An 18,087-nucleotide genomic window follows, 5' to 3' on the forward strand; every position below is an offset into this window, starting at 1 on the left:
CCGTGGAAAGGGGCGAGCGGCGCTTCGCCGTCGCGCCACGCATGGTTGCATGCTAATCTGCCATACGAAATACGGACATGCCGGACGCTCGCCGGAGGATCCGCCCCGGCGCTCACGGCGCAGCCGGCCGGCGCGAGCCTGCCTTGGAGGCGCGGTGCCTCGATCCGGCGGAACGTCTGCATGCAGGGTCGGCGTGGCGAGGCGGTCGCCGCGGTTTTCCGCGCACCGGGATTGGTGTGGCATTGTCGATGCGGAACGACATGACGGAGATGGTCGGGACGAGGCGGGGCACGGCTCCCGCACATGGGGCACATGCCGGCGGCGCGGTTGCGCGATCGCGGGTCGCGCTCCGTGGCGGCGCGTTGTCATGGTTGCGCTTCGTCCGGGCGTGGCTTCTGCGTGCTGCGCAGGCCGGTGTGGTCGTGGCCGGCGTAGCGCTCCTTCCCGCTTCGACGGCAGTGGCCCAACAGGGGGCCGCGGCCGAGTCCGACGGCGGAACGTCCTCCGTCTCCGTCCCCAATGCGCCGGTGCCCGGCCCCGATGCCGAGCGCGGGTTGACGCGGGTGATCGGCGGCCGCAAGGCGGTGGACGGCGCCTGGCCGTCGCAGGCCAAGATCTATGTCACCGATGCCGCCGGGCGCGGGCGGATGCGCGCTCTGTGCGGTGCCACGGTGATCGGCGCCAACTGGCTGGTGACGGCAGCGCATTGCTTCGTCACCCCCGCCGCGGGCGGCGGACGGGGATCGACGGCCCTCGCCCAGGACCTGCTTGTGGTGACCGGTGGCACCCGGCTGCCGGCGCTCATCACGGCGGGCGACGCCACGGCGCAACGCGGCATCCGCGTCCGCAGCGCCATCCCGCACCCTGATTTCAACCCCGATACCTACGCCAACGATATCGCTTTGGTCGAACTCGACCGGCCGGCCAATGCGCCGGCCATGGCCGTGCTCGGCGGGCCGGATCGCACTAGCGACCATGCCGGGCTCGCCGCCACGGTGGTCGGCTGGGGCCTGACCAGCGAGGTGATCGGGGCTACGACCAGCGACCTGCCGGCCGATCTGCAGGAGGTCGAGATGCCGCTGGTCGACATTGCCGGCTGCCGCGCCGCCTATGCCGACAGCGCGCTGCGCAAGAACACCATCAGCGACAACAATCTCTGCGCCGGCTTCCGCAGCGGGGCACGCGACGCCTGCAGCGGCGACAGCGGCGGCCCGCTTATGCTGCATGGCGCGGCCGGGGGATGGGTCCTCGCCGGTGTGGTGAGCTGGGGCGAGGGCTGCGGGCGCCGCAACCGCTTCGGCGTCTACACCCGCGTCGCCAGCTATGAGCCATGGCTGCGAGCCCTCACCGCCGGCCAGATGGCCCCCACGGAACGCCCGTCGGAAGCTTTCACCCTTTCCGCCGACGACATGACGCTCGCCGCCCTTTCGACCGGGCGTTCCGCTGAGGGCGCCCCGGCACCCACCAGCGCGGCCGAGGTCGCCCGCACCGCCGCGGCGGTGCCGCCCGGCGATCGCGCTTTGGTCATCGGCATAGACCGCTATCCCGGCCGCCTGGCGCTGACGGGGTCGGCCAATGACGCGGCGTCGATCGCCAGCCTGCTGGTCGATGTGTTCGGCTATCGCCGCGAACAGGTGATGACGCTGACCGACGAGGCCGCCACACGCGCAACGCTCCTGGCGGCGTTCGACAGCTGGCTGGCGCAGGGATCCCGGCCTGGCTCGCGGGTCTTCGTCTATTACAGCGGTCAAGGCTTCCAAAGCCGGGTTTTCCCCGCGCTGCGCGACGGCCCGGCCGGGCCGGCCCTGGCCCCGGTGGATCTCGCCCTGATCCGCGATGGCGAGGACCGAGTGTGGAATGTCGGCGGCGCCATCTCTCCCGAGGAACTGGACCGGCTGTTCACGCGGCTTGCGGATCGGCAGGTCACCGCGGTGTTCGACACCACGCAGATGTCGCGCCGCGAGTTCCAGCGCCCCGCGCATGCCCGGCCGGACGAGATCGGTACGGTGCGCAGCGTCGAGGCGGTGGTCGATCTCGCCCCCTCGGCGAGCGAGGTCTCGCTGCGCGAAGCGTCGGCTGTCGGCATCGGCGCCAATGCCGTGCTCTGGATGGCCGCTGCCCCGGATCAATGGGCGCTGGTCGACCGGGAGAGCGATCAGCCGACGGGCGTCTTCACCCGCAGCTACATCGCCGCGCTGCGGGCGGGCCAGCTGGTCGGCGCCGGGCGTAGCGCCACCGTGGCCAGCCTCTATGACGACGTCCGCGGCGGGCTGCGGCGCTATTGCGAAGAGGCCGCGACGCGTTGCCGGTTGAGCATGACGCCGCAGATCTATGCGCCGGCCTCCGTCCGCGATGTTGCCATCGCCGAGCTGGCGCGTGCCACCGGCACGGCTGCCCGTCCCGCGCAGCTCATGCAGAACACCGCCGGCTTGTCGGTTCGCGCCACCGCGACGGGCGTGAGCATCACCGCCCGCAAGGCCGGCTTCCTTGTCCTGGTCGGCATAGACCCCGCCGGGCGGCCGCAGCAGATCTTCCCCGACCCGGCGGTGCTGGAGCGCCAGAGGCGCGCGGCGATGGATATCAACCGGCTGGGCAGCAATGCGACGGCCGAGGTCGCGCTCACGCTGCGGCAGGCGCAGCTTCCCGTTCTGCTGGCGGTTCTGTCCGACCGGCCGGTGCAGGCGCTCGATCTGCCCGAGCAGGCGGGCGACGGCGCCGACATGATGGGCGGCTTGGTGTTCCTCTACGATTATGTACGCTCGCTGCGCGTGCCCGATCCGGCAAATGGGCAGATCGCTGATGTCGAGTGGTCGTTCGAGGCCCGGCTGCGACCGGACGGCGCAACGAGCGCCGCCACGCCCTGATCCGATTCGAAATGAGCCCACAACCAGACGCTTCGTTCGGCGCGAGAGCTTGCAGTCATGCCGGGTGTGTCTCCGGCGCCACATTCGTGTCGGAATATCGCAGCCCGTTGAACCGCTGCCCGCGGCGGCACCGCTTCCGGCAGAGCGGGTTGTGGCTTCTTCTGGTTGTAACCCATTGATTGCACTCGCGTGGTGTCGAAATACTCCGGCTGGCGTGGCGAATGCTGGCGTGTAGCAAGGTTTTGCGGGCACTCTTGAAAGGTTTCGGAACGACCCATACGCTCGACTACGGGAAAGCTGATGTTCTAATTCTGAGCATTCGCTTGTGGGCGGAGACTATAATGACCTTATTCGTGGCGGGCGGCCGCAGGTCGGGTGTGGTGCGTGCCGATGGTGGTCTTTCCGCCGGCGTCAGCGATGGCAGGAAGATCCGGCGGACAGTGCGTGGCCGGGCTTCGGTGCTGGGACGGTTCCGGTGGCATCTGGCGGGAACGACGGTGCTGGCGACGTCGCTCGGCATCGGCGCGGCTCTCCTGCCGCAGGGCGCATCGGCGGAAACGCTGGTTCTGGGCGGCGGGGACCAGGACTTCCTGTTCGGCGCCCAAGGGTCTTCCTGGGATCGCACCTTCGAGGTGACGACGTATAGCCCCACCGTCATCGTCGTGCGCGACGACTTCCTGGTCGGCGACCAGTTCGAAGTATTCAAGGACGGCACCTCGCTCGGAACCACCAGCGTCCCGCCGCCCTTCAGCACCGGCACCTTCACGATCGGCGGCGACAGCGGGACGACCGGGGTCACATCGACCATCTCTGGCACCGCGATCCAGTCGCCCTATGGTGAAGGCCGCGCCTACATCCAGGGTTATTCGCTCTGGATCGACAAATCGCAGGCCTATTTCACCCAAGCGGACCCGGCGGCGCAGCAGACGCCGATGACCTTCAATGGCGGCATCCTCCAGCCGACGGGGGGTGTCACTGTCACCTTCAACCAGCCCGTCACCATCAAGGCGACCGGGGGCACCCTCGATACGACGAATGCCGATACGGTCTTCAACGGCGCCGTCACGGCTGCAGGCGACTTCACCAAGACCGGCACGGGCACCTTCACCATCGCCGGGGGCGGCAGTTTCCTGGGCCTCACCAACGAAGAAGGCACGACGATCGTCACCAGCAACCTCGGCGCGACCGGGGTAACCAATGCGGCGGGTGCTGCGTTCATCGTCGGTTCGACTGTGGTCGGCAGTTCCACGACCCTCACGATCAGCGGCGGCACGTTCGAGAACCAGGGCGACCTGACCGTCCGCGACACCGGGACGATCAGTGCGGCCGGTGTCAACAACACTGCGGCCGGCACGGTCGAGAATTACGGAACGATCACGGCCGCCAACGTCAACAATACCGGCACGGGTACGATCGAGAACTACGGGTCGATCAACGGGAATGGCAATAATTCGGGCTTCCGGTTCCGCAACGAGCTCGGAGGCGTCATTTCCGGCAACGCGACCAACACGGGCAACACCTTCGTCAATGCGGGCGAGGTGACGGGCAACGCCACGAATTCCGGGACGAGCTTCACCAACTCCGGCACCATCGACGGCGATGCCGTCAATACGGCGAACACTTTCGCGAATTCGGGCCTGGTCAAAGGCAACGCCAACAACATTGGCGGCACCTTTGACAATACCGGCACGATCAACGGCACCGCCAGCAATTCCGGTTTGCTGTTCACCAATGAGGCGGCGGGCATCATCAAGACGAATGCCAGCAATTCGGCCGGCACGTTCCAGAACAACGGTGTGATCGGCACCGGCGCGGCGGGCACCGGCAATGCCGTCAACACGGGTACCGGCCTGTTCGTGAACACGAACCAGATCCTGGCCAACGCCACGAACTCCGGAACCAGCTTCAGCAATTCCGGCACCATCGGTGCCAACGCCACCAATACGGGGGGCGCTTTCGTCAATGCCGGCACCATCGGCGGCGATGCCACCAATACCGGGGGCACCTTCGACAACACCAACAGGATCAAGGGCACGGCCAGCAATTCCGGCACGACGTTCACCAACGCGGCCGGCGCCGTCATCGAGACGAATGCGAGCAATTCGGCCGGCACGTTCCAGAATGACGGCGTGATCGGGACGGGCGCGGCGGGCACCGGCAATGCCGTGAACAGCGGCACCGGCCTGTTCGTGAACACGAACCAGATCCTGGCCGACGCCACCAACTCCGGAACCAGCTTCAGCAATTCCGGCACCATCGGCGCCAACGCCACCAATACGGGGGGCGCCTTCGTCAATGCCGGCACCATCGGCGGCGATGCCACCAATACCGGGGGCACCTTCGACAACACCAACAGGATCAAGGGCACGGCCAGCAATTCCGGCACGACGTTCACCAACGTGGCCGGCGCCGTCATCGAGACGAATGCGAGCAATTCGGCCGGCACGTTCCAGAATGACGGCGTGATCGGGACGGGCGCGGCGGGGACCGGCAATGCCGTGAACAGCGGCACCGGCCTGTTCGTGAACACGAACCAGATCCTGGCCGACGCCACGAATTCCGGAACCAGCTTCACCAATTCCGGCACCATCGGCGCCGATGCCGCCAATATGGCGGGCACGTTCCTCAATGCGGGCACGGTGGTCGGCGTCGCGACCAATTCCGGCACGGGCCTGTTCACCAACGATGTCGGCGGCAAGGTCGGCGCCGCCGTCAACATCGACTATGGCCAGTTCATTAATCACGGCACGATCAGCGGAAACGTGGTCAATGCCGACAACGGCACGTTCAGCAATACAAGTTTCAACACCATCGTCGGTGATGTGCTGAATACCAACGCCGCCATTTTCGCCAATACGGGCGGCATCGACGGCAGCGTCACCAATAGCGGGTCGGCAAGCTTCTCCAATGCCGGTTCGATCGGCGGTGATGTCGCCAACCTCGACGCCGCGACCTTCGCCAATAGCGGCACTATCGTCGGGTCGGTGACGAACGAATCCGCCTTCGTCAATTCCGGCAGCATCGGCGGTGCGCTGACCAACCTCTTCTCGTTCTTCGCGACGGGCGGCAGCATAGGCGGCGATGTGACCAACGCCGCCGGCGCGACCTTCACGGTCGCTTCCACGACGCCGGCCTCGGTCGGCGGCAGCTTCAGCAATGCCGGCACCATCGAGATGCGTTCCGACGGTACCACCTTCAACACCCTGAACATTGGCGGCAATTACACGGGCACCGGCGCTTCGCAAGCGAACATGGACGTCAATCTCAGCGGCGCGAATGACGGCGTGCGCAGCGACGTCATCAACATCGCTGGAAGCGTCGGCGGCTCCACCACCCTGAACCTCTACAACACCAGCGGGCAATACAGCCTGTTCGCCAACCCCATCACGGTGGTAACGGACAATGGCAGCGGTGCGGCGTCGGCGTTCACCTCCACCAACCTGCCCAGCGGCGGGCTGATCGAGTACAAGCTCCAGCGTCAGGGCGACAACTGGAACGTCGTCTCGCAACTCAATCCCGACGGCGCGGGTGCGGCGGCAGCCTCCGTCGCCTCGTCCATGCTGGCCATCGCCACCGGCTTCAACGAGCCGACCAGCGCCTTCGTCTCCGCCCCGCCGGATCCGGTGAAGGACCAGCTGTCCTTCGGCCTGTGGTCGCGCGTCAAGGGCGGTGACTACAACATCTCCGCCGACACCACGACGCACATCTCCGGCGCATCATCCAGCGTGACCAGCCCGGCCAACTACGAGTCGAGCTTCTTCGGCTTTCAGGTCGGCGCGGATATCAGCCGCGCCAACATCAACGGCTCCGGCTGGAACGCCCATGTGGGCCTGACCGGCGGCGACGTCTGGGTCAACAATACGGGCGTCAGCTACCCCGGCTCGTCGGACGTGGACGCGCCGTTTTTCGGTGCCTATGCCGCCATCACGGGCTTCGGCTTCTATGCCGACGTGCAGGTGCAGCGGAACTACTATGACGTGAAGCTGAACAATGCCGTCGCCGGCCTCAACAATTACAAGCTCAATGGCGACGGTTATTCGATCATCGCCTCGACCGGCAAGGTCATCCCGCTGTCGAGCACATGGTTCATCGAACCGTCGGCCGGCCTGACCTACGTGACCGCCAGCGTCGACGACGTCACCATCACAGATGCGTCGGGCACCGCCGGCGTGGTGAAGCAGGACGATATCGAGAGCGTATTGGGCAGCCTGCGGGTGCGGGTGGGCACGGTGATCGCGGCGTCGGACAAGCTGATCCTGCAGCCCTCCGTCCAGGCCAGTGTCTGGCACGAGTTCTCCGGCGATGCCAATGCCTTCTACCAGCCGGAGGTGTCCAGCGTCGGCGCCGATATCTCGACCTCGCGCGTGGGAACCTTCGGTCAGGTCGGCCTGGCTCTGTCCGGCCAGTTGGTCGGCACCGGCTTCCTCGGCTTTGTGCGCGGCGACTACCGCTTCGGCGAGAACATCAATGGCTACTCGCTGACCGGGGGTCTGCGCTACCAGTGGTAATGCCGATGGCCGGACCGCCCCGGCCCGAGCGCCGCGGCGGTCCGGCCGGTCGTCTTGCGGGCACAAGTCCGGCCATGGGAAGCGGCACCGGATGGCGGGATTTATGAGGTGATGCGCGGAACCCGCCCGTGCCGTGATCGTCGATGCCGCCGCCTTGCACCGGATCGGGCGCCATCTCCGCCGGCCGTGGCAGTGCCGCCCCGGTTCGCACCGGGCATGGCCCGCTGGGTTCGGAACAGACCTCACGCGCTCCGGCGTTCGGCGATGCTGTCGTAGCGGCCGAGGATCGGGTTGCAATTGCTGGCCACCCGTTCGTGCTGCCCGTCGAAGTCGAACAGCGGGCGCGATCCCCGCACCACGTTCCCGACCCAGGGTATGCGCGCGCGCTCATAGGCATCGAGCGCGGCGGCGAGATCCTCGTGCTCCGCCAGCGCCGCCTTGAGGATCCGCACATCCTCCAGCGCCTGGCTCGCACCCTGCGCCATGCCCGGCAGCATCGGATGGGCGGCGTCTCCGAGCAGGGTGATGCGCCCCCGCGACCAGCGCGGCAGCGGCGTCACCAGGTCGCGGATCTCGTTGCGGATGATGGTCGAGGGGTCCGTGGCGGCGATGATGGCCGGCACGCTGCTGCGTTCCCACCGGCTGAAGAAGGCGCGCGCATCGTCCGGTTCTGTCGTGATGCCGTCCGCCGCGGCGAACCAGTAGGCGCGCCCGCCGCCGATCGCCATGTAGCCGAAATGGCCGCCCGCTCCCCACACTTCCACGGCGGCGTGGGGATCGACCTCGACATCGGCGAGATCGAACAGCCCCCGCCAGCGCACCAGTCCGTCGGCGCTCAGCGCCTGCGGGCCGAACAGGGCGGCACGCACCGCCGAATGTATGCCGTCCGCGCCGATCAGCAGGTCACCCTCTGCACTTCCGCCATCGGCGAAGCGACAGCTCACCGTGTCGCCGTCCTGCGCGACCGCGACGACACGGCGCCCGAGCTGAAGCCGTCCGGCCCCGAGCGCATCGGCGAGCATGCGGCTGAGGTCGCGCCGGTAGACGCCCGAAAGCGCCGCGCCATAGCGTTCGGGCCAGTCGCTCACGTCATCGATCGCGACGACCTCGCCGGTCGAGGAGAAGGTCCGGTAGGTGCGCAGGCTGGCGGAGATCGCGGCATAATGGGGCCCAAGCCCGAGTTCCTTGAGGACACGCACGCCGTTCGGCCAGAGATTGAGGCCGGCGCCGGCCGTGCGCAGTTCCTCGTCGCGCTCGAAAACGGTGACGTCCCAGCCGATCCGGGCGAGGGCGAGGCCCGCCGAGAGGCCACCGATCCCGGCTCCGCACACCAGCGCACGCTTCTTCATCGTCCGGCTCCCAAGCGGCCCGCATCCGGGCCCGTGCTTCCACCCGACCGCATGGCCGCCGCGAGCCCCCGCGAGGCCGGCGACGCCATCCGCTCCCCGAAGCGGCCCCGCGCGCGTGGCGATGGGGCGGCGTCGATCGCCGGAGCCTTGCAAGGGGGATGCCGATTCGAGGCCACGGGCCTCGATTCAGTAGCCGAGTTCGGGCCGGACGACGTTCAGCAGCGGTTCGCCGGCGAGGTGGCGTCGCAGGTTGCGCAGGAACAGGTCGATGGTGAGACGCGCATAGGACGCGCCGTCATCGGCCGAAACATGCGGCGTCACGATCAGGTTGGGAACCGACCAGAGCGGCGAGGAGGGCGGCAATGGCTCCGGTTCGAACACGTCGAGGATCGCCCCACCGATATGCCCGCTGTGCAGCAGGTCGGTGAGTGCGTCGTAATCGACCACCGGGGCGCGCCCCACATTGACGAGGCCGGCACCTGGCTTCATCAGCGACAGCCGCCGCCGGTCGAGCAGATCGCGCGTCTCGCCGGTCGCCGGGGTGGCGACGAACACGAAATCAGCCTCGGGCAGTACTTCGTCGAGACGGTCCGGGGTCAGCATCAGGTCCACTCCCTCGGCCGGCCGGCCGTGGCGGGACACGCCGATCACCCGGATGTCGAGCAGCTTGGCCCGGCGCGCGACGGCCCCGCCGATGCTGCCGACGCCGATGACGAGCAAGGTGCGGCCGGCGATCGGGCTGGCATAGAGCGAGGCCCAGGCGCGGCGCTTCTGCTGCTCGATGAGGCCCGGCATATGGCTGTGCAGCATGAGGATGGCCATGAGGCCGAACTCGCCCGCCCGCGTGGCGTGGATGCCCTTGCTGTTGACCACCGTGGTCTGCGGGGGAAGCCAGTCCATGGGCATCAGGTGCTCGACCCCGGCACCGATGACGTGGATCAGCCGCAGCTTCGGAGCCGCCTGCGCCGCCGCCTCGACGCGCACGTCCCAGCCGACCAGCGCCTCGGCGTCGCCCAGCGCGGCAGGCCAGTCCTCTTCGCCGAGGCTGAAGCTGGTCTCGACGAAGGGCGCGAGGTCCGGGTGCTGCGCCAGCCCCTCGGCGAAGCGCTCGGGCGAGATCGTGAAGATCTCCGCGGCTTCCGCCGTGTTCCAGGGGGTGTTCTTGATGTGCACGTGGATGCGACGCATGACGGCCTCCCTGTACCAGAGCTACAGGTCGCGAGGACGCCGTCAATACCGCGCGCGGCCGGCCGGGCGGCTTTTGCGGCGTGTGCCGTCCGGCAGCATCAAAAGTCGTCACGATCGGTGAAAAGATCGCTCGCGATATAATTGCGCGCCGATGATCTGGCGCAACGGAAAGCCGTGCCTATATGCCTCCTCGCGGGTGACGGCCGGGCTCACGCCCCGTGCCGTAATCAGCCCCGCAGGAGTCTTCCCCATGAAGAAGAACGACCCCCGCGCCTGGATGTGGTCGGATGCCGTCGAGATGCTGAATCGCGCGGAGCGCCTGCATCGGCAGATGTTCCAGCCGGTAGCGGCCGTGCATGTCCGCCATGCCCCCGCCCGGCCCCCGGCATGGGAGCCGCCGGTCGACATCCTCGAAACCGAGCGCGAGTTGCTCGTGCTCGCGGCGCTGCCCGGCGTCGACCCGAACCGGATCGAGGTCGCCATCCACAATGGCGTGCTCACGATCTCCGGCGAGCGGGTCCAGCCGGCCGAGCTCGCCCATGCGGTCATCCATCGCATGGAGCTTCCGCAGGGCCGCTTCGAGCGACAGCTCGCCCTTCCCGCCGGCCGTTACGAAATCGCCCGTCCCACAGTGGTCAATGGCTGCCTCGCCATCGTCCTGCGCAAGGTTTGAGGGGTCAACATCATGCAGAACCAGAACCCCGTTCTCACACGTAATCCCGAAGATTCCGGCCAGATTGCCGGTACCGAAGCGCCCGTCTCGCCGGCGCCGGACGACGCCGCCACCGTGCGCACGGGCGCCAGCGGCACGGATACGCTCATCATTCTTCCCGTCCGCAGCTTCGTGCTGTTCCCCGGCGTCGTGATGCCGGTGGCGGTGCTACGGCCCGGCTCGGTCGCGGCTGCCCAGCAGGCGATCCGCGAGGGCAAGCCCGTCGGCATCCTCATGCAGCGCGACCCGAGCACCGACGAGCCCGGCGCGACCGACCTGCACCGGATGGGCGTCGTCGCCAACATCCTGCGCTACGTCACCGCGCCCGACGGCACCAATCACCTTGTCTGCCAGGGCGAGCAGCGCTTCCGCGTCGAGGAGTTCGTGCGCGAGAAGCCCTATATCGTCGCGCGGGTGAAGCGCATCGATGAGGACGACGCCATGTCTTCCGAGATCGAGGCGCGCTTCGTCCATCTGCAGGGGCAGGCCACCGAGGCGCTGGAGCTGCTGCCGCAGGTGCCGCAGGAGATGGTCGCCGCGGTGCGCGGCACCACCTCGCCGGCGGCCCTGGCGGACCTCGTCGCCGCGTATATGGATGTCTCGCCGGAGGAGAAGCAGGAGCTTCTGGAGACGGTGGACGTCGTCGCGCGGATGAACAAGGTCTCGCGCATCCTCGCCCACCGGATCGAGGTGCTGCGGCTGTCGCGGGAGATCGGCCAGCAGACCAAGGCGGCGCTCGACGAGCGCCAGCGCGAGGCCCTGCTGCGCGAGCAGATGGCGGCGATCCAGAAGCAGCTCGGCGAGGACGGCGGCAACCAGCAGGAGATCGCCGATCTCGAAAAGGCGATCCTCGATGCCGGCATGCCGGAGGATGTGGAGCAGATGGCCCGCAAGGAGCTGGGCCGGCTGCGCCGCATGCAGGACGCCAGCGCCGAATACGGCATGATCCGCACCTATCTCGACTGGCTGATCGCCCTGCCGTGGAAGCTCGGCGACGAGAAGACGATCGACATCGCTGATGCGCGCCGCATTCTCGACGAGGACCATTTCGGCCTCGACAAGATCAAGCGCCGCATCGTCGAATATCTCGCCGTGCGCAAGTTGGCGCCGAACGGCAAGGCACCGATTCTGTGCTTCGCCGGCCCGCCCGGCGTCGGCAAGACCTCGCTCGGCCAGTCGATCGCCCGCGCCATGGGACGCAAATTCGTGCGCGTCTCGCTCGGTGGCGTGCATGACGAGGCGGAGATCCGCGGCCACCGGCGCACCTATGTCGGCGCGCTGCCCGGCAACATCATCCAGGGTCTGCGCAAGGCGGGCACCCGCGACTGCGTCATGATGCTGGACGAGATCGACAAGATGGGCTCCGGCATCCAGGGCGATCCGTCGGCCGCGATGCTGGAGGTGCTGGACCCCGAGCAGAACGGAACGTTCCGGGACAATTATCTCGGCGTGCCGTTCGACCTCTCGCGCGTGGTGTTCATCGCCACCGCGAACATGCTCGACACCATCCCCGGGCCGCTGCGCGACCGCATGGAGATCATCTCGCTGTCCGGCTACACCGACAGCGAGAAGCTCCAGATCGCCAAGCGCTATCTCGTGCGCCGCCAGCTTGAGGCGAACGGGGTGAAGCCCGAGCAGCTCGCCATCGAGGACGACGCACTCACCGGCATGATCCGCGCCTATACGCGGGAGGCCGGGGTGCGCAATCTTGAACGCGAGGTGGGACGCGCCATCCGTCACATCGCCGTCGGCATCGCCGATGGCAGCGTGACCAGCGCGCGGATCACCGCGGCGGATCTGCCGGACCTGCTCGGCCCGCCGATCTTCGAGGACGAGGTGGCGCTGCGCGTTTCGGTTCCCGGGGTGGCCACAGGCCTCGCCTGGACCCCGGTGGGCGGCGACATCCTCTTCATCGAGGCGACGAAGGTGCCCGGCCGTGGCGGGCTGATCCTCACCGGACAGCTCGGGGACGTGATGAAGGAGAGCGCGCAGGCGGCGATGAGCCTGGTGAAGAGCCGCGCGGTCGAGCTCGGCATCGACCCGGCGGTGTTCGCCACCAATGACGTGCATGTCCACGTCCCGGCGGGGGCGACCCCGAAGGACGGGCCGAGCGCGGGCGTGGCGATGTTCACCGCGCTGGTCTCCCTGCTCACCGGCCGCACGGTGCGCAAGGACACCGCGATGACGGGCGAGATCTCGCTGCGCGGGCTGGTGCTGCCGGTCGGCGGCATCAAGGAGAAGGTGGTCGCGGCGGCACGGGCGGGTCTCACCCGCGTCATGCTGCCCGCCCGCAACCGGCGCGACTATGAGGACATCCCCCAGGACGCGCGGGATCGGCTGGAATTCGTCTGGCTGGAGCGGGTGGACGACGCCGTCGCCAATGCGCTGGAGACGGTCGAAGAGACCGGCGCATCTCACGCGGGGGCCTCTCAGGCGGGCGCGGCCGCCTGATCCGGCGCCGGACGAGCACGATCATCCGCCGGGCTGCAGCGCGCAGCCCGGCGGTTTCTTCATGTGAGGTCGGCAGGCGGGCGGTCTCGCCGCCCGGCGGGGCAGGGCGAAGCGCAGATCCTAGCTTGCGGCGTCGCCCATCACCCCGATGAGACCGCGAACCTGCTCGATGGCTGCCGCGAGGCGGCCGGCAAGCTCGTTATCGTCGTCCTCGGTCTCATGGATGCGGCGCTCCTCAGCAACTTCGAGGAGCAGTTCGATGGCTTTTCGGGTCGGCGTGTCCATGGCGTCTCTCTCCTGTCGTCTGTCATGAGCACGACCCGGCCGCCGTTTCTTTCCGCCGGCGGTCCGGTGAGGCGCGTGGGCCAGTCGGCCGCGTGACGCGGCAGAAAGCCTGCCCGCAAATCCTCGCATCAATGGTAGACATCCGCCAATAGTCTTATTCGCAGTCGCCCGCCGCTTCCGTTGCGCGTGAGGCGACAGGCCGCAGGCTGAAAAAGGAAGTGCCCGATGAGCGACGCCTTCAAGGACTGGGAAACCGACGGCAAGGGCCATCTGAAGGTGTGGCCGCTCTACGGCTTCACCACCGCCCTGTTCGGCGAGGATGCCGCCGGGCTGCGCGTCGAGATCGGCACCAGCGCGCCGAAGGCCGGCGAGCCGATCCCCGCCCTTCAGCTCGTGCTGCGCCCCGAGCAGGTGCGCGAGCTCGCCGAGGCGCTCACCGAGCTGGCCGATCTGCTCAAGGTGCCGGCGAAACGTACCGGGCGGGCCTGAGCTTTTCGCTCAGAGGAACCGCGCGTCCTGCTGGTCGAGCCGGCGGCGGATCTGCGTCACGACGAGGCTGTCGTCGGGCGCGCAGTTCTCATAGGTGAGGCGCTCGCCCTTCTTCACCGGGCGCAGCACCTTCGCCTTCTCGGCAAGGCCGAGCGGCAGCGAGCCGCTCTCGCGTGCCTCGCGCCAGGCCATGGTGAAGCCGCGATAGTCATATTCGCCGATCTTGCCGAGCAGATCGCCGGGGTTGAGGTCGCGCTTGGCCACCGCCGTGCATTCGGCGACGGGATGATCGAGCACCTCCATGTCCGGCATTCCGTGCAGCACCGCCCGCGCGGCCGACAGCGGCACTTCGAGGCTGGTGAGGTGGAACGGCCGGATCAGCGCGAAGCAGGGGCCGGGCCCCACCTTGAGGTCGGCCATGCGCTCGATCACCCGCTCGTGGCGCGGCTTCACGATGCAGAACACCCCCGGCGCGACATCCTTGCCCAGCGTGAAGTCCACCACGCCGGAGCGCGAGAGGATGCCGCCGTCTTGCCTCGTGCACAGCACCTGCGCCAGCACGTCGCGATCGGCGGCGGGGCCGTGCATGCCGGCGATGTCGGGCACGAGGCCGGTCGCATTGGCGAGCGCGGTCATCTCCACCATGGTCTTGGAACCATCGACGAATTCCACCAGCATGCGCGGGTTCATGTTGCGGGCCTTCGCCTCGGCGGCGAACTCGTCCGGCACCGCGTCGGTCTTGAAGGCGTTGTTCTTGGCCTTGCCGGCGCAGACGATCTCGAACCCCAGCGCCTGGGCGAGGCCGATCAGCTCGATGGTCGAGGCCGGCTCGTCGCCCGCCGCCCCGGTCAGCACCACGCCGGCGGCGCGCGCCTCCTGCTTGAGGTGACGGCCGATGGTGATGTCGGCCTCCACCGAGAGCAGCACGACATGCTTGCCGTTGCGGATCGCCTCCAGCGCCACGATGGTGCCGATGTTCGGCGAGCCGGTGGCGTCGATGACCACGTCGATCCGCCCGGCCGCGCACATGGCGTTGTAGTCCTGCGTCACCGCGATCTTGCCGGCCTCGATGGCGCGGTCGATGGCGGCGGGCGTATCGGCGTTGGCGAGGTCGCCGGCGTCATGGCCCGCAACCTGCGCCGCCTCGAAGGCGGAGTGCGGATTGCGCACCGCCACCGCGCCGATCCGCATGCCCGGCATCAGTGCGGCCTGCACCAGAAGGTCGGTGCCCATCTGCCCCGCGCCGACGAGTCCAAGGGTGATCGGGCCGTTCGCGTCGGTGTAGCGGGCGATCTCGGCGGCAAGGCCGGTAAGGGCGAGGCCGCCGCGAGCGCCCGCCGGCGCCAGCGAAGACAGGTCCAGCACGCCGCCGGCTTTGGCGGGCGAGGCGGGAGCGGAGGACGCGGGACCGATCTTGCCGAACATCTGCATTTCCTTACACGGCGCCGCCGGTGAACCGAAACGGCATAGGCCGGCCCCTTCGGTAACCGATCGGGCGCGCCCGTCAACGTTCCTGTTGCGTCCCTCCCGCCGGGATACCGTCCGGCGCCAGTCTTTCCAGTACCGTGGCGGCGGTCGCCTCGTCGGTGATGAAGACGGTAGGCCGCAGCAGGCGCAGCGCACCGATCACCGCGTCGATCTTTTGCGGCCCGCCCGATGTGAGGATGCGCTGGGGCGTCGCCTGCAGCGTCTCCATCGGGATCGACATGACGCGCCGGTTGATCGGGTGGTCGACCAGCCGACCGGCAACGTCGTGGAAATTATAGACCACGTCGCCCACGGCCCCGGCGGCGATCAGCTCCCGCCAGTCGGTGTCGGAGAAGAAACCGAAGCGCCGGGCCGTGCTCTCGCCCGACATCTCGCCGACGCTGACCACCACCGCGTCCATGCGCCGCGCGGTCTGGTAGACGGTGGCGAGGCCGCAGCGCTCGATCAGCGCGGTGCGGGTCTCGACGCTGTCCACCAGCGCCGGGGCGGCGATGAGGTGGCAATCGGCCTGGAACAGCCGGGCGAACTGCCAGGCGAACTCCGCCGGATTGTATTGCCGGGCCTTGGTGATGCCGCCGAGCAGCGAGATCACCGACAGGTTGGAGACGGTCTTCTCGTCGACGAAGCCGAGCGCGCGCATCAGCGTGCGGCCCCAGCCGAAACCGATCGTCATGTCGGAACGGATCAGGTCGGACAGATATTGCCCGGTCGCCGCGCCGATCGCGGCGGTGGGATCGGCGCCCGGCCCCGAGAGCGGGGCGACGATTGCCTCGCGCAGGCCGAACAGCTTCTGCAGGCCGATCTCCAGCCGCGGCAGCTCGGCGACGTCGCGGGCGAGGCTGATGCGCACCTCGTTGAGACTGCGGGCATCCGCCAGCAGGCGCACCACCGTCACCCGCCCGATGTCGAGCGCCTCGGCGATCGCGCTCTGGGTCATGCCTTCCACGTAATACATCCACGCCGCGCGCAGCCTGAGCCGCGAGGAGCGCCGCCCCGCCGCGCCGTTCGCGCCCGTCATCCCGACCTCCGCCGAGGGCGGCGCCATCTTCTCGTCTGCCATCGCGTTCCCCTGTACGCGGCGATCCTAGGGAGAGGCAGGCCGCGTATCAAACTTTAGGCGTAGGAAGACCGGCGCTTCGGCCTCGCCCTGTGTGAATCGAAAAGCGAAACCCTTTGCCGGCATTCTTCGCGCTACGGAAACGCATGGCCCTCATGTGCAAAATGGGCTTGAAACATATCGTATGCGATCTAATCTTGTCGTCTGTACCAACCGATGGGGCCGTGTCATGTCCGACAGCAACGATGTCCGCGAGACCGGCACTGAAACGGGCGACGCCGTTCCCGATCCGCTGAAGCTCAGCGATTTCCTCTGCTTCGCCGTCTATTCGGCGAACCACGCCTTCAACCGCGTCTACAAGCCGATGCTCGATCGTCTCGGCCTCACCTATCCGCAATATGTGGTGATGGTGGCGCTGTGGGAGGGCGACGGGCTCACGGTCGGCCAGATCGGCGAGCGGGTGCTTCTTGAGACCAACACCCTCACCCCCCTGCTCAAGCGCATGGAGGCGGCCGGGCTGGTGCGCCGGGCGCGCTGCTCCCATGACGAGCGGCAGGTGCGCGTGGTGCTGACCGACAAGGGGCGCGCGCTGCGCGGCGAGGCGGCGCGGGTGCCGCGCGAGATGGGACTGTGCCTCGAACGCGACAGCGCGACGCTGGAGCGCCTCACCAATGAACTCACCTGCCTGCGCAACGGTTTGCTGTCGCGGGTCAAGTAGCGACGGGTTCCGGCTCGATCCGCTCCATCGCGGGCCCTTCCGTGCCCTCGATGAGCCGGCGTACCTTGGTGACTTCGCTGGCCATGTAGTCGAGAAAGGCCCGCACCCGCGGCGCGTGGCGCAGGTCCGGGTGGGTCAGCAGCCAGAGGCCGGCCGAGAATTCCGGCCGGATCGGCGCCAGTCGGGTCAGCGCGGGGCGCGTGGATCCGCTGAGGCAGGGGATGTAGCCGATTCCGATTCCCGCCTCGATGGCGTCCGGCAGGCCGAGCACGGTGTTCACCTTGTAGACGATCCGCTCCGGCTCGATGTGCTCGTGCAGGAACTTCACCACATGCAGGTGCGCATAGTCGTCCGACAGCGCGACCCAGTTCTCCGCGCGCAGCTCGTCCACCGTGACGGGGCGCGGAAAGCGTTCGGCGAGGCCGTAGAGCGCCCAGTTGATGGTGGCGACGCGCCGTCCGACGAGATTCTCCGGCGGATGGTCGGTGGCGCGGATGGCGACATCGGCATCGCGCTTCGACAGGTTGAGCGAGGCGGCGGAGAGCACGAAGTCCAGCCGCACATCCGGGTAGCGCTCGCGGAAGCCGGAGATGAGCGGCATCAGCAGGTGCATCAGCAGTGAATCGGGCAGGGTGATGCGCAGGTCGCCCGTGGGCGTCGGCTCGCGGCCGGCCAGCTTGCGGCCGGCGGCGGTGATCTCTTCGTCGAGCCGGGTGGCCAGCGCCACCATTTCCTCCCCGGCCGGGGTGACGGCGTAGCCGGTGCGGTGGCGCTCGAACAGCACGGTGCCGAGCGTCTCCTCCACCTGCTTCAGCCGGCGGAACACGGTGGAATGGTTGACTCCGAGCTCGGACGCCGCCGCAGGCAGGCCGCGCGCATCCGCCACCGCCTTGATGAGACGGAAATCGTCCCAGCTCAGCCCCTTGAAAGGTTCAGCCATCGCGCGCTCCGCCGCTCGCTTTCCGTGTGTCCACCATA

Annotated in this window: 12 protein-coding genes; 6 read left to right on the forward strand and 6 right to left on the reverse strand. The window is 68.2% G+C overall.

What is annotated here, in order from left to right; translation table 11 throughout:
- Positions 1-527: 527 nt before the first annotated feature.
- Positions 528-2,864: a trypsin-like serine protease gene (locus tag MWN34_RS03360; protein ID WP_247026479.1), complete on the forward strand. Its 2,337-nt coding sequence runs from the start codon at positions 528-530 to the stop codon at positions 2,862-2,864.
- Positions 2,865-3,205: 341 nt separating this feature from the next.
- The gene (locus MWN34_RS03365) at positions 3,206-7,372 is read left to right on the forward strand and encodes a beta strand repeat-containing protein (RefSeq protein ID WP_247026481.1); all 4,167 of its coding nucleotides are present in this window, start codon (positions 3,206-3,208) and stop codon (positions 7,370-7,372) included.
- A gap of 242 nt (positions 7,373-7,614) precedes the next feature.
- Here MWN34_RS03365 and MWN34_RS03370 read toward each other — a convergent pair whose 3' ends face one another.
- Positions 7,615-8,721: an FAD-dependent monooxygenase gene (locus MWN34_RS03370; protein ID WP_247026482.1), complete on the reverse strand. Its 1,107-nt coding sequence runs from the start codon at positions 8,719-8,721 to the stop codon at positions 7,615-7,617.
- Positions 8,722-8,907: 186 nt separating this feature from the next.
- Positions 8,908-9,909, reverse strand: a complete 1,002-nt coding sequence (locus MWN34_RS03375; protein ID WP_247026493.1) for a D-2-hydroxyacid dehydrogenase — start codon at positions 9,907-9,909, stop codon at positions 8,908-8,910.
- Between the two features lie 250 nt (positions 9,910-10,159).
- Between MWN34_RS03375 and MWN34_RS03380 the strand changes: the two genes are divergently transcribed.
- Both MWN34_RS03380 and lon read left to right on the forward strand, forming a co-directional pair.
- A complete protein-coding gene (locus MWN34_RS03380; RefSeq protein ID WP_247026495.1) occupies positions 10,160-10,582 on the forward strand; it encodes an Hsp20/alpha crystallin family protein in 423 nt (140 codons plus the stop codon).
- A 192-nt stretch (positions 10,583-10,774) separates the two neighbouring features.
- A complete protein-coding gene (gene lon / locus MWN34_RS03385; protein ID WP_247026900.1) occupies positions 10,775-13,072 on the forward strand; it encodes an endopeptidase La in 2,298 nt (765 codons plus the stop codon).
- A 120-nt stretch (positions 13,073-13,192) separates the two neighbouring features.
- Here the strand turns inward: lon and MWN34_RS03390 are convergent, their stop codons facing one another.
- Positions 13,193-13,357 carry a hypothetical protein gene (locus tag MWN34_RS03390; protein WP_247026497.1) on the reverse strand — a complete coding sequence of 55 codons (165 nt, stop codon included), beginning with the start codon at positions 13,355-13,357 and terminating at the stop codon, positions 13,193-13,195.
- A gap of 225 nt (positions 13,358-13,582) precedes the next feature.
- Here MWN34_RS03390 and MWN34_RS03395 point away from each other — a divergent pair, with 225 nt between their 5' ends.
- Positions 13,583-13,846 carry a hypothetical protein gene (locus tag MWN34_RS03395; RefSeq protein WP_247026499.1) on the forward strand — a complete coding sequence of 88 codons (264 nt, stop codon included), beginning with the start codon at positions 13,583-13,585 and terminating at the stop codon, positions 13,844-13,846.
- 9 nt (positions 13,847-13,855) lie between these two features.
- Here MWN34_RS03395 and MWN34_RS03400 read toward each other — a convergent pair whose 3' ends face one another.
- Complete coding sequence (locus MWN34_RS03400) at positions 13,856-15,271, reverse strand: NAD(P)H-dependent oxidoreductase (protein WP_247026501.1); 1,416 nt, start codon at positions 15,269-15,271, stop codon at positions 13,856-13,858.
- Between the two features lie 79 nt (positions 15,272-15,350).
- Positions 15,351-16,379, reverse strand: coding sequence for a sugar-binding transcriptional regulator (locus MWN34_RS03405; protein WP_425532054.1), 1,029 nt, complete (start codon positions 16,377-16,379; stop codon positions 15,351-15,353).
- A gap of 241 nt (positions 16,380-16,620) precedes the next feature.
- Here MWN34_RS03405 and MWN34_RS03410 point away from each other — a divergent pair, with 241 nt between their 5' ends.
- On the forward strand, positions 16,621-17,109 hold the full coding sequence (locus MWN34_RS03410; protein ID WP_247026505.1) for a MarR family winged helix-turn-helix transcriptional regulator: 489 nt from the start codon (positions 16,621-16,623) through the stop codon (positions 17,107-17,109).
- Here MWN34_RS03410 and MWN34_RS03415 read toward each other — a convergent pair.
- Entirely contained in the window at positions 17,102-18,049 is a 948-nt protein-coding gene (locus MWN34_RS03415) for a LysR family transcriptional regulator (RefSeq protein WP_247026507.1), read from the reverse strand. The genes MWN34_RS03410 and MWN34_RS03415 overlap by 8 nt on opposite strands.
- Positions 18,050-18,087 lie beyond the last annotated feature (38 nt).

Source organism: Ancylobacter crimeensis, from assembly GCF_023016805.1.
Lineage (GTDB): Bacteria > Pseudomonadota > Alphaproteobacteria > Rhizobiales > Xanthobacteraceae > Ancylobacter > Ancylobacter crimeensis.